Annotated in this window: 10 protein-coding genes and 1 pseudogene; 6 read left to right on the forward strand and 5 right to left on the reverse strand. The window is 61.9% G+C overall.

The genetic code is table 11. The features are described from left to right. Positions 1 to 360: 360 nt before the first annotated feature. A complete protein-coding gene (locus tag B7R24_RS16925) occupies positions 361 to 633 on the reverse strand; it encodes a DUF4190 domain-containing protein (RefSeq protein WP_116420169.1) in 273 nt (90 codons plus the stop codon). 288 nt (positions 634 to 921) lie between these two features. Next, on the reverse strand, positions 922 to 1,638 hold the full coding sequence (locus B7R24_RS16930; protein ID WP_116420170.1) for a DUF1361 domain-containing protein: 717 nt from the start codon (positions 1,636 to 1,638) through the stop codon (positions 922 to 924). Positions 1,639 to 1,902: 264 nt separating this feature from the next. Here B7R24_RS16930 and B7R24_RS16935 point away from each other — a divergent pair, with 264 nt between their 5' ends. Beyond that, complete coding sequence (locus B7R24_RS16935) at positions 1,903 to 2,364, forward strand: DUF4158 domain-containing protein (protein WP_172582902.1); 462 nt, start codon at positions 1,903 to 1,905, stop codon at positions 2,362 to 2,364. 25 nt (positions 2,365 to 2,389) lie between these two features. Here the strand turns inward: B7R24_RS16935 and B7R24_RS16940 are convergent, their stop codons facing one another. Then, positions 2,390 to 3,634 carry an IS256 family transposase gene (locus tag B7R24_RS16940; RefSeq protein WP_116420172.1) on the reverse strand — a complete coding sequence of 415 codons (1,245 nt, stop codon included), beginning with the start codon at positions 3,632 to 3,634 and terminating at the stop codon, positions 2,390 to 2,392. 100 nt (positions 3,635 to 3,734) lie between these two features. On the opposite strand from B7R24_RS16940, the pseudogene B7R24_RS16945 reads away from it, so the two are divergent. Further along, positions 3,735 to 6,287, forward strand: a pseudogene (locus B7R24_RS16945) (Tn3 family transposase); the annotation flags it as partial. 163 nt (positions 6,288 to 6,450) lie between these two features. Then, positions 6,451 to 7,038 (forward strand): recombinase family protein, encoded by a 588-nt coding sequence (locus tag B7R24_RS16950; RefSeq protein ID WP_116420174.1) that lies wholly within the window; start codon positions 6,451 to 6,453, stop codon positions 7,036 to 7,038. 86 nt (positions 7,039 to 7,124) lie between these two features. Here the strand turns inward: B7R24_RS16950 and B7R24_RS16955 are convergent, their stop codons facing one another. Together B7R24_RS16955 and B7R24_RS16960 are read right to left on the reverse strand one after the other, a co-directional pair. After that, entirely contained in the window at positions 7,125 to 8,147 is a 1,023-nt protein-coding gene (locus B7R24_RS16955) for a hypothetical protein (protein WP_147304106.1), read from the reverse strand. A 3-nt stretch (positions 8,148 to 8,150) separates the two neighbouring features. Further along, a complete protein-coding gene (locus B7R24_RS16960; RefSeq protein WP_216363774.1) occupies positions 8,151 to 9,023 on the reverse strand; it encodes a GIY-YIG nuclease family protein in 873 nt (290 codons plus the stop codon). 176 nt (positions 9,024 to 9,199) lie between these two features. On the opposite strand from B7R24_RS16960, the gene B7R24_RS16965 reads away from it, so the two are divergent. From B7R24_RS16965 to B7R24_RS16975, 3 genes are all read left to right on the forward strand, one after another. Continuing rightward, complete coding sequence (locus B7R24_RS16965) at positions 9,200 to 10,858, forward strand: N-6 DNA methylase (RefSeq protein WP_253259537.1); 1,659 nt, start codon at positions 9,200 to 9,202, stop codon at positions 10,856 to 10,858. Beyond that, on the forward strand, positions 10,848 to 11,864 hold the full coding sequence (locus tag B7R24_RS16970) for a hypothetical protein (RefSeq protein WP_116420177.1): 1,017 nt from the start codon (positions 10,848 to 10,850) through the stop codon (positions 11,862 to 11,864). Before B7R24_RS16965 ends, B7R24_RS16970 begins: the two co-directional genes overlap by 11 nt. A 223-nt stretch (positions 11,865 to 12,087) precedes the next feature. Further along, on the forward strand, positions 12,088 to 12,633 hold the full coding sequence (locus B7R24_RS16975) for an AAA family ATPase (RefSeq protein ID WP_172582903.1): 546 nt from the start codon (positions 12,088 to 12,090) through the stop codon (positions 12,631 to 12,633). Positions 12,634 to 12,708 lie beyond the last annotated feature (75 nt).

Below are 12,708 nucleotides of genomic sequence, written 5' to 3' on the forward strand. Positions count from 1 at the left end.
CCGCTTGCATGGCGAGCTCGGCCACATCCCACCCAACGAGAAAGAAGAGATCTTCTACTCACAAACCCCCGTCCCTCAACCGAGCGAACGGGTCAACTAAACCCTCCACCAAACCCGGGGCTTGACAGTCCAACCGTGGACGTGTCGATGCCAGTAACGGCGCTGGAGCGTCCGCTGAGCGTCCCGCTTGCGGGCCTCTTGCTGCGATCTAGTTGATCGATCGGTGGGTTCGCTCTTGTGGGTCGTGCGCGTTGGAGTACTTGAGCCCGGGGGGAGGGTCGTCCGAAATCTTCTAGTGTCGTTCGAGGTCAGGTGTCACGGACAGCGCGCGGCAGACGCTGCAGACAAAGTTGCGGAGGATCAAGGGTTGTTGGTGCCGGCGGCGATGACCGCGATGATGATGATGATCACGCCGATCATGATCGAAACGAGGCCAATCACGATCGCTGCGATCGCGAAGCCGCGGCCGCGTTGACCCGTGCGCTTGATCTGGGATAGACCGACGGCGCCGAGAATGATCGCGATTACATTGAACCCGACGAGAGACAGTACGAATCCGACGACTGACAGTACGTTCATTGGGGCTGGCGAGGTGTTGGCCACGCTTCCGGTCGGAGAGTTGTAGTTGGTCATCTGTAGTTCTTTCTTATGAGGTGGGAGCCGCGAGATGGCGGCGCTGGAATCCAGAATGCCATAGAGAGTGCACATGGAACTCGACGTGTGGCACACGGGAAGGGATAACGGGAGACTCACTGCTGTATCTCCTCTCTGCGCGATCGACGGCACAGCGACAGTCGTAGCCGTCACTGAACGACCCTGGCAGGTTCGGGAATGCCGGACAAATCACCAGCGGACGCAACCCTGCCACCCCCGTGGAAAACCAGCCACCTACAGCGGCGAGCGAGAGGCAGAGCCGCGCACCTAACCTGCGATCGAGGCATATACCGGGAGGAAGACCATCGCGTAGACGATTCCGAGGAACAGTGTGTGCAAGCTGACGAACAACGCCATCTGGGTGAGGTTCCCTCGCGTCGTGAAGTGGGTACGCAGTTTCCGGGCCATACCGGCGGGATGGCGGACGTCCCAACTGTTGAACCGCAGATACCGGCCCAGGTATATTCCGAACGTTCCGAGCGCTATGAGGAATATCGCGAGGACCCACGACCAACCCGGCGGGTATTGTTCGGCCCGGTTCGGGTCGTCGAAGATGATGATCGCGAAGATCTGGATCCCGGCGAGCCCGGCGATGGTGTTCGCTATCCCCGACGCGGTGAGCGTGAGGGTAGCGATGATGTCGTACCACAACGGAACCGGATCGTCGTCTTGGCGGTGGCTGAAGTTCAGTTCCGTGATCAGGTATGCGGAGTTCGGAAACGCCAACGTCCAGACCACACCCACGACCGCGAGATAGGTGAAGATCACTACTTCGTTCGCCAGGAACGGGATGGTAGCGATCGCGAGCGTCCCTACGACAAGGATCCCCAGAATGACCAGTTGCAGGACCGATAATCCAATATTGACCAGCATCGGACGGTAGATGCGTGTTCCGTACAACCAGCTCCGCGCTAGAACAAGAGCCGCAGCGTACGCGTTGAACAGGGCAAGGAGCAACAGAATTACCTGTGTGACCGCGATCAAGACTTCACCTCTCACGACGACGGGGAATGGGCCTAAGCCCTCATCATCGGCAACTAACCGTTACCAGAAAGACGCCAAAAACCACATCGACCCTCGTGCCGGTGTGACCATACCCGGTTCTTTACCGCTTCTACGCGGGTGCCATCTCCGGTTGGGATGGCGTGTTGAGACCAGCGTAGTAGACGGTCCCGACAGAACGCCCGCTTTGTCTACGTCCAGCAAATTAGGGGCGAACGGCATCTCGCGACCTTCCGTTAGCCGATCGTGCACCGGCTGTGTTCGCACAAGGTTCGCGGCGATCGCAATCGGCTCGGGTTCAGCCTCCAGTTGGTTACCGCCCGGCATCTGGGCACGTTTCTTGAGGATCCTCTCGACGTGCCAAACGCAGTGGTGGAGCATATGGCCGCACAAGTCGGGGTGGCTGAACCGTCCTGCGTGAACGGCTACCTGGACCGCCGAGCGACGAGGTTCGAGCATCAAGCGGAGATCGCCGAAGTCTACGGGTATGTCTCCTATGCCTCGGCGGAGGCTGAAATGATCGACTGGTTAGACGGGCAGGCGTGGACAACCGGCGATCAGCCCAAGCCGCTTTTCTACGCGGCGGTGGGATGGCTTCGCGCGAGGCGAGTTCTCCTGCCCGGGGTCACGACGCTACGGGATGAGGTGGCCAGTGTTCGTAAGAAAGCAGAGACCAGACGGTCAAGTCCTTGGACGTGGTGTATCTGATTCGTGATCTTTCGAGCATTTCGGGTCAGGCGGTGAGGGCTCGGTAGTCGGGGTCGGGTGTCACCTCCTCGGGTTCGGGTTCGCCGACGCGGTGGGCCTTTGCGAGGGCCTCGAGGCTGAGGTAGCGGCGTTGCTCGACCCATTCGTCGTGTTGCTCGGCGAGGACGGCTCCGACGAGGCGGATGATGCTGTCGCGGTTCGGGAAGATCCCGACGACGTCGGTGCGGCGGCGAATCTCCCGATTCAACCGCTCGGTGGGGTTGTTGGACCAGATCTGCTTCCAGATCTCTTTCGGGAACACGGTGAAGCTGAGGATCTCCTCCCGCGCTCCCTCGAGGTGCGCGAAGCTCTTGGGGAGCTTGTGTTCGAGCGCGTCGAGGACCCGGTCGAACTGGGCGTGCACGGATTCCTTGTCGGGCTGGTCGAACACGGTCTGTAGCAGCGTCTTCACCCACGGCCACGAGCTCTTCGGAGTTACCGACATGAGGTTCGCGGCGTAGTGGGTGCGGCATCTCTGCCAGCTGCCGCCGACGGTCGCTCCGATCGCGGCGACCAGCCCAGCGTGCGCGTCGCTGGTGACGAGCTTCACGCCGCCGAGGCCGCGGGCGACCATGTCGCGCCAGAACGTCAGCCAACCGGCACCATCCTCTATCGAGGAGGTTTGAACCCCGAGGATCTCGCGGTATCCCTCCGCGTTCACCCCGGTGGCGAGCAGCACGGCGACCTTGACCACCCGCCCGCCCTCACGGACTTTCATCGTCAGCGCATCCGCCGCGACGAACGTGTATGGGCCGGCATCGAGGGGTCGGGTGCGGAACTGCTCGACCTGCTCGTCGAGGTCTTTGGCCATCTCCGAGACCTGCGACTTGGACAGCCCGGTGATCCCGAGAGACTGCACGAGGTCCTCCATCCGACGGGTGCTGACGCCGAGGAGATAGCTGGTCGCGACGACCGTGGTCAACGCGGCCTCCGCCCGCCGGCGACGCTCCAGCAACCATTCCGGGAAGTAGGTGCCCGAGCGAAGCTTCGGGATCGCAACGTCCAACGTGCCCGCGCGGGTGTCGAAGTCGCGGTGCCGATACCCGTTGCGACGATTCGTGCGATCTGAGCTCACCGCCCCGTAAGAGGCGCCGCAAACCTGGTCAACATCCCCGGACAGCAGCGCATTGATGAACGAGGTCAGCATCTCCCGCAACAGGTCGGGGCTGGCCTGAGCGAGGTGTTCGTGAAGGAAACGGGCAGGGTCGATATCGTGTGGTGCGACGGTCATCGTCGGGGTCCTTTCGAGATGGATTTAGCGGTTCTCTCGAAGAATCACGCGGTGACCGTCGCTACGTCAACAGCGACACGCCACCGAACGTTCCGTACACCACCCTGCCGGACGCAACCAGACCAGACTGCACGCCGCGCTGGCTGGAGCAGTAACAGGTGGACAGGCCTTTGAGCTCGAGAAACTGCTGCAAGTGCCGGAAAGTGGTCGTTGGTCGCAATTGGAGATGTGGCGCAAAGCGGGGAAGAACACGACGGGGCGTGGGATGGTCATGGCGCTGAACCGGGTCTCGGAGATCGCCGGGCTCCGTCTGGGAGAGGCGGATGTGGCCGGAGTGCCCAAGCGGCGGTTGATCGCCCTGGCGAAGGAGGGCAAGAATGAAACTGCGACCAAGCTTGACCGGTTGCCGTACGAGAAGAAGATCGCCACGCTGCTGGCCACGGTGCGGTGGTTGGAAGTGTCTGCGACCGACGATGCCCTGGAATTATTTGACGCATTCATGTCCAACGAGCTGATCGGGCGAGCAAACAAGGTCGCGGAGAAGGCCGCAATCAAGCGGGCTCCGGTTATCGCCCGGCACGCCCGGGTTCTCCAATCGGTGGTGGAGCTTTTGCTCGATGCCGAGGGTGCGAGCGAGTCGATGCCGTTGGGTATGGTGTGGGAAATGATCGAGGCCCAGGTGGGCTCCCGGGCGCAGATCGCCGCGGCGGTGGCGGGAATTCAGGAGATCATCCCGCCGTCGCAGGCCGAACCAGAGGGTCAGTGGCGGGAGGCTGTCGTGGAGCGGTATGCCACCGTGCGCGGCTTCGCCAAAATGCTCTGCGAGGTAGTCAGGTTCACCGCGACCGCTGATGCACACAAGATCCTTGCGGCGATGCAGGAGCTGGCGCAGTTGCTGGATCTGCGGGAGACGGTGAAGGTACCCAAGGGGTACCTCGATGCCCGCAAAGTCGATCTGTCGGTGGTGCCGAAGGGCTGGTGGCAGAAGCTGGTGTTCCCCGCTGGCAGGCCTGAGGAAACGGTGGACCGTAACGCCTACGTGTTCTGCGTTCTGGAGCAGTTCCACACTGCGCTCAAACACCGCGACATCTTCGCGGCAACTTCTGACCGCTGGTCAGATCCTCGGGCCCGGCTATTGTCTGGTCCGTCCTGGGAGAACGCGAAGGGCCCGGCGCTGAGCGCGCTACTGCTGCCGGAGCAGCCCGACTCGCTGCTCGCCGAGCTCGCCTTGACGTTGGATACGGCTTGGCGAACAGCGGCCGACGGGATGACCGCAGGCGGGAACATCACCATAGACACCGACGGCCGGATGCATCTCGGTAAGGACGATGCCCTGGATGACACCCCGAGTCTGAAAGACCTACGCAGCCGGGTGGCAGGAATGATCCCGCGCGTGGATCTTTCCGAACTGGTACTCGAGGTGATGGGCTGGCACCCGGACTTCACTGCCTCCTTCACTTCCGCAGCCGGCGCATCCTCTCGGCTGACCGACCTACACATCTCAGTCGCCGCGCTGCTGACCGCGCACGCGCTCAACATCGGATTCGGGCCGGTGATCGCCGACGCTCCGGCCCTGACCCGCGACCGACTCTCCCACGTTGACCAGCACTACCTGGGCTCGGACTCCTTCGCCGCAGCCAACGCGGTGCTCATTGACGCCCAGGGTACCAACGAGCTGGCGCAGGCGTGGGGCGGCGGGTTGGTCGCCGCCGTAGACGGGATGCGGTTCATCGTTCCGGTCCGCTCCGTCGACGCACGCCCCAACCCCAAGTACTTCCACCGCAAAAAGGGCGTGACCTGGCTGAACATGATCTCCGATCAGTCCGTCGGGCTGGCAGCCAAAGTAGTGTCGGGCACACCAAAGGACACTCTTCACTTCGTGGATCTGCTCTACAACCCGGACGACAGCCAGCGGCCCGAGATACTGGTCACCGACCAAGGCTCGTACTCCGACATCGTGTTCGGACTAGTCACCTTGCTGGGATTCGACTACCGGCCAGTCCTCGCGGACCTGCCCGACGCCAAGTTGTGGCGGATCAACCGGTCAGCGGACTACGGCCGACTCGACACGACCGCCCGGGGAAAAATCGACGTCGAGAAGATCCGCCGGCACTGGCCGGACATCTGCCGGATCGCCGCCTCGATCCACACCCGCGAGGTCTCCGCCCACGATGTGATCCGCATCCTGCAACGCGACGGCCGTCCAACAGATCTGGGCGAGGCCGTTGCACACTACGGCCGGATCTTCAAAACCCTACACGTCCTCACCTTCGTCGATGACCCGGCCTACCGGCGGGAGATGAAAGCGATGCGCAACCTCCAAGAGGGACGCCACGCACTGGGCAGGCACATCTTCCACGGCCGCGAGGGCAAGCTGCACCAGGCGTACCGTGAGGGGCAGGAAGACCAACTCGGCGCCTTGGGCCTCGTCCTGAACTGCGTGACGCTGTGGAACACCATCTACGTCGAGCACGCCCTGACCTCGCTACGGGAACAGAGCTACCCCATGCTTGACGCCGACGTCGTTCGCCTATCGGCGTACGTGCGCCGCCACATCAACGTCCACGGCCACTACTCCTTCCAACTTCCCGACCTCGCCGGAGGTCGACGCACTCTGCGCGATCCCGACCAGCACGACAGCAACGAAGAATAGGAAGAGCCCGATAGGCGACCAAACGAGACCAGGGAGTGTACGTGTCGACAAACGATCCTTCACCGACACCACGACCCTACCGGCGAAACGCCGCCATATCTACGTCGAAAACTCGCGCCGCTAAACAACGCCGACAAACCATCAACCCAAGTATTCTCGACACATGCTAATCGGTTACGCCCGCGTCTCAACCGCGGACCAGAAACCTGACCACCAAATCGACGCCCTCACTCGCGCCGGCGTCGGCCCCGAGAACATCTACCTTGACCGGGCCAGCGGCGCCAAGGCGTCACGCCCCGAGCTCGACAAAGCCCTGGCCTCGGCGAACAGGCGCGGCGATCAACTCGTCATCACGCGGCTCGACCGGCTCGGCCGCTCCGTGCTCCACCTCGTTACGCTCGGCGCTGCCCTGAACGAACGCGGTGTCGGCCTCCGAGTACTCGAACAGGGTATCGACACCAGCACCGCGGAAGGCCGCGCCATGTTCGGGATGCTCTCCGTTCTCGCAGAGCTCCAACGAGAACTGATCATCGCGAACACACGAGATGGGTTAGCCGCCGCACGAGCCAGAGGACGAAAAGGCGGCCGCCGGCCAAAACTCACCCCCGCCCAGGCCTCCCACGCCCAAGAACTCTACGACGCCGGCACCTTCACCGTTCAACAAATCGCAGACCTACTGAAAACGCCGCGATCCACCATCTACGGACACCTCAACAAAGAAAGCATCGGCCGGGGACCACAACCCGCATAACCACCATAAGAATCACGAGACAATTCCGCTGCTCCAGCTCCAGCTCCAGCCTGCTCGCTTAGCGTGACTTTCCCGAGCATTGGTCCTCAAGCCCCAATTTGTTCCGGGGTTTCCGCCGCCTTTGTATGCGCTCCATCGTGTTCGGTGTGGATGAGGTAGCCGATACCGCATTCGCAGCCGGTCATGAACCAGTAGAAACGGCCCTGTTGTGCCTCGAAGAACAAGTCAGCCGGGTAATAGGCAACGTGTTTTCCGCACAGCGTCGGCATTTCGATCATGGACCCGATTAGGCTGCTCTCCTCGAGCTCAGTCGCCGGTCGCCACGGTCGAAGCGTCACGTTTTCATCCGACACGACAAAGGCCCGACCTCGGGCAAGGGCGAAAAACTGGTCCTCCGTGATCTCTCCTGCGACGGATGCTCCAGCATCGAGGGCGGCGGGCCAAAGGTCTCCCAGCAGATGGCGGGTTGCTAGGTCCACCGGAAAGGGCAGGTGTGTGAAGCGAACTCCGTGAAGAAGCAACGCGCCGAGAACGATAGTCATCGAATAGCCGTCGGGCAGATCGGACTCCGGGTGCCCGGCGACTCCTACTGACAGGGGCGTGACCCACACCGACCCGTGCCCTAACTCACCGACGTATCGTCCAACCCAGAACCTGCTTGTCCCGAGGGGCTCAAACGTGTTCCGCTGCTCGTAAAGCAGCCGATACTCCGACGGCGGGACCCCGTAGCCCGCCTCCCTGTCCTCAGCTGAGGACAGCAGCATCGCCATAAACGCGGTCTTTTGCAGCCACATAGCGACTGGCCCCTGGTCGTCGGCGCGGATCTCGTCCGACTCGCCCAGTAGAAGAGAAGTAAGGACGCGTTTTGCGTGGTTTTCGAGACCGCTCATCCAGCCGTTGTTGCAGGCCGCGCACACGTTTTTGACCGTCTGCTGAAGGGGCGCACCGATGCCCATCGATTTCGGGATTCGATTGTGCAGGCCGGCGAACTTTTCGACCGGATCGTTAGCCAGGCCGATTTTGCTCAGCCAGTTCCCCAGTACGTGTTCGCGAGTAAGTCGTTCGGAACTGCCGCAGAACACGCACGACCGGCCTTCTTCACCAGTCATCGCCTACACCTCGAGGTCACGGTTTTGCCAAGCCCCGTAAGTGAGGCCAGTGCTGTCCTCCACCCATGACGTCCGGCCGTTAGCGGACCGGCCAGCCACGACTGCAGCCGCTGCTGACGGGCTGGCGAATACTTGATTCTTCGTAAACAGTGCCGGGTCCGTCGTGGTGTCGATGGTGCCGTCGCGTTCCAGCCGCTCCCGGAGCCCGACGTACGATCCGCCGCCGACTTGTTTGCGGCGTGCCTGGGAGCCGGACAGGACGGCGAACTCGCCATCCACCTCGGTGGCGTGGGCCGTGAGACCTTCCCGGGGTTGCTGCATCGTGAACTGCGGAGGTGACTGAGACACCTGATGATCGTCAGAGACGTTCGCGGCGGGATGCGTGCTGGTGGCAGTCGCGCGGAGGACGTTCACGCCGAGGACCGGTAGCGCGATCAGCGCTTGGGTGATGAAGTACTCCATATCTGACACGTCGCCCTCGGGAAGCGCGATCAAAGGCGGAGCCGTGCCGTTGACGATCTCTGAGCGTTGCGCGTCGCGAGCGATCTGCAAGAAGCGGGACTCCAGGTATCGGGCATGGGCTTTGGTGAGGTTTGCATCTTTGCTGGTCAGAAGCACCGCGCGTTCCCAGAAGTCCTTCTCGCGCGCGTGGCTGGTCAACCGGGTACTGATGTCGTCACCCTCGCCGATGTACACCTGGGTACCTCCGATGCTGTCGGGTGCGTCTCCGAGGAGGAGGTAGACGCCGGTGCGGCGGGCCTCTTCCCGCCGGAGAAGGGCGAGAAGGTCGGAGCGGGGTCCGGCGAGGAGATGCCCCGTCCAGTTCATGATCTCCGCCGTGACGAGGCCGCCGGGGGTGCCATCTACTAGAAACAACCGAACAGACTTACCCGATGCCGCCACCGAAACCCCCGCTTCCCTGCTTTGACGCAGTTTACGGTCAACGAAGAGTCGAGGTGTGCCCGCAGCATCGCCCGACCGGGCGGGAACTAGTTGGCGTGTTCGGGCGGTATTGGCGTTGAAGGTCAGTGGTTTGCCCAAGAATGAGGGGTGTGAGTATCGCGCCCCTCCCCCACGTCTCGGACACGCCGGATCTCCGGAAAGCGCGCGGCGCGTTTTTCACCCCAGAACCCCTCACCCGCTTCATTACCGACTGGGCCGTCCGCACACCCACAGACCTCGTAATGGAACCCTCCGCCGGGGACGCCGCATTCCTCATCGAGGCCGTCCGGCGCTTGAAAGATCTCGGCCAGGACACGCCGACGGTTGCTGGTGTGGAGATTCATGCGCACAGCGCCCGGGTCGCCCGGGACCGGATCACCGGCGCCGGCGGGGTAGCGGACATCACCCACAGCGACTTCTTCCTCGTCCACCCCCAACCCACCTATGACGCGGTGATCGGGAACCCGCCCTACATCCGGTACCAGGACTTCACCGGTGAATCCCGCACTCGCTCCCGTGCCGCCGCTCTGAAAGCCGGCGTGGCACTGAACGGTCTGGCGTCCAGCTGGGCGGCATTCACCATCCAATCCGCCCTGTTCCTGAAATCCGGCGGTCGTATGGGCTTGGTACTCCCCGCGGAACTGTTGTCCGTCAATTACGCGGCACCGGTCCGCCAGTTCCTCTTCGACCGGTTCAGAAGCGTCGAACTGGTCCTGTTCAATGAGCAGGTGTTTCCGGAAGCGGAAGCTGACGTGGTCCTCCTTCTCGCCGACGGGTACAACCAAGGCCCCACCGATCATGCGGTCATTCATCAGGCCAAAGACGCGGTGGCACTGGAGACGTTGGGGGTGCCGTTGACTTGGTCACCAGGAAGCCCCGCTGATAAGTGGACTGGGCTGCTCGTCGGGACGGAGGCTCTTCGTCCGCTTCGCACTCTCCGCGCTTCGGGAGCATTCACCGACCTAGAGCAATGGGGTGACACCACCCTTGGGATGGTCACCGGCAACAACTCCTACTTCGCCCTCTCCCCCGCCCGTGTCAGAGAACTCGGCCTCACCCGTCAAGACCTCCTCCGCCTCTCCCCTCCCGGCAGTACGCACCTTCGAGGCCTGTCGCTGACCCGGCATCAGATGACGGATCTTGGAAACGCCGACAAGGCGACGTGGTTGTTCCGGCCCGGAGACAACCCGTCCGAGGCAGCAAAGTCGTACATAGATGCCGGCCACAAAGCGGGCGTCGATCAGGCGTATAAATGCCGGGTCAGGAGGACCTGGTATCAAGTCCCCCTCCTCCCGCCAGCAGATCTGTTACTGACGTGCATGAACGCAGACACCCCCCGCCTGACGACAAATGCCGCCAGAGCGCATCACCTCAACTCCGTCCACGGCGTTTACCTGAAGGGCGAGCACCACGAGTTGGGGTGCGAGTTGCTGCCGTTAGCGAGCCTGAACTCCGTGACGCTGCTGAACGCGGAAATGGTTGGCCGCTCCTACGGCGGCGGGATCCTGAAAATCGAACCCCGCGAAGCCGACGTCTGGGCGATGCCGTCTCCCGCCCTTGTCGCAAAACGCGCCGACGCCCTCCGAGCCATCAGGACCACGGTCGCGAGCCTGCTCCGAAACGGTGACCTCCTCACCGCCGTCCAGTTCGTCGACCAAGCCCTCCTCCTCGAATCCGGCACCCTGACCGTCGACGACATCCACCTGGTCCGTCACGCGCATCACGCCATGACAACACGACGAGTAGCGAGGGCAGAAAGTGGCCGCTGAACCTTCCGCGAAATCCAAGGCGTGGGCGATTTTTGACCGGATCTGCGCCGACGCAGCGCCCGACAATCAGCACACCAACCCTTGGACCCGAGACCAGACCGGCGCTCTCCGTTACGAACCAGACTTCGATGTCCTCGAAAAGCTCCTCGGCGTACCTCTATATCTGAAGGCACCGACAACGTCGGGTGTGCCAGCACTGGCCTTGGATGTTTGGATTTCGTACGAGCTGCGGCGGGCAGGGTTTGACCAGGACGCCACCTGGCCTCGCGGGAAACACCCACGTATCATGCCCGCCCCCATCGTCAACCTCCTCGCTGGCCTGCCAAGAAAAGAACGTGACCTCGTTGAGGCCCGTCTGTTGAAAGCGTCACCGCTGAAGGGTGTTGTCTCGTCGTCGGCGAACATCCTCGGGAAGAACTACCTCAAACAAGTCGACGTCGTCATGTCCGACTGGGACACCGGACCAGAACTGCTCATCAGCACCAAACGGATGGACTCCAGCTTCGGCAAAAACGCCGCCAACCGGGTCGAAGAAAGCTACGGCGACGCCAAAAACCTGCGCCTCCGACACCCACTCGCCGCCCTCGGCTTCGTCTACGGACTCCGCTCTACGATCCTCACCGAAGAACCCGATAAAGCCGAATGGCTCATCGACCTGCTCCAAAAACTCGGCCGAGAAGACGACGCGTACCACGCGGTCGCTCTCATCATGATCGAGTACGGCGCTGAGCTCGCGCCTACCGACGACCCCGATGCTGCACTCACCGATGACGCCCTCACCGCGGCCGGCCTCGAAACGTCTGAAACGGAAGCCGAAACGGAGGAGGTACCGACTTCTGCTGTCGAAGACGCTCTCGCCAACCTGCCACGGGTCACGCTGAGGCACGAGACCGTCCCCGAACCCCTTCAGCCTGGACGGTTCCTCGCGGAGATGATCAACCGCGTCATCGAGGCAACACCAGTAAACCGGCACAAAGAGGCCAGGCGCCGCCGTGCCACCCTGTAGGCAGTACACGTCATAAATCCGTGATCGCCAGCGCTCAGCCCTTACTCTTCTTGGCGCGCTCCTCTGATCGGAGAATAGGCTTATCCGTCCGCCGCCTTCTTTTTTCTTGACGAGGAAGCGTTTGGGTCTCCACTATTGACCTAGGTATGCAGGGCATGCCCGACGGGGAATGAAGCGAACAGCACGTCGCTGACTGCTCCATAGCATCGATGAGGGAGCCACCGTGACGCTGGTTACGAAAATTGCCGCGCCACTCGAATCAGAGCCACCTGAAGACCATCTGATTACGATCAAGAACTGCAACAGCATTGGTGAGGCAACCATCTCGCTTCGCAGCGGATCCCTAAACATTAAGTACGGCCCGAATGGTCTCGGCAAAAGCACCATCGCGCGTGCACTAACCCTGCGAACTGAGGGTGATGGGAATTTGGATGAGCTAATTCCCTTTAAGCACAGAGCTTCCAGTAATGGACCTCGGCCAGAGGTTAGTGGTGCGGACTCGATAACAACCGTTCTGACCTTCAATGATGACTATGTGTCCCAGTTCGTTTTCCAGCGCGACGAGGTCCTCAAGAACAGCTTTGAAATATTCATCAATACAGACGAGTACAAACAAGGTCTTAAAGACATTGCGTCGATGTTCGAAGCCCTGCAGGACACGCTCACCAACGAAACGGCCTTCGATGAGGCGCTCGTCAGCTTCAAGGAGCTGCACAGTGAACCGTCCCGGGTTTCATGCCGCCTTTGTGTTGGCGGCATCACCGGTTGATGTGCCGTGGTCTTGAGCGTAGTAGTTGCGTTCGTATTCTTCAGGTGAGATGTTCCCGAGGTAGCTGTGTAGCCG

It is taken from the genome of Subtercola boreus (assembly GCF_003399645.1).
GTDB lineage: Bacteria > Actinomycetota > Actinomycetes > Actinomycetales > Microbacteriaceae > Subtercola > Subtercola boreus_A.

Coding starts and splice junctions, on each gene's coding strand:
- B7R24_RS16955 (WP_147304106.1), bottom strand. CDS start 8,147: ATGACTGGTGAAGAAGGCCGGTCGTGCGTGTTCTGCGGCAGTTCCGAA.
- B7R24_RS16925 (WP_116420169.1), bottom strand. CDS start 633: ATGACCAACTACAACTCTCCGACCGGAAGCGTGGCCAACACCTCGCCA.
- B7R24_RS16940 (WP_116420172.1), bottom strand. CDS start 3,634: ATGACCGTCGCACCACACGATATCGACCCTGCCCGTTTCCTTCACGAA.
- B7R24_RS16950 (WP_116420174.1), top strand. CDS start 6,451: ATGCTAATCGGTTACGCCCGCGTCTCAACCGCGGACCAGAAACCTGAC.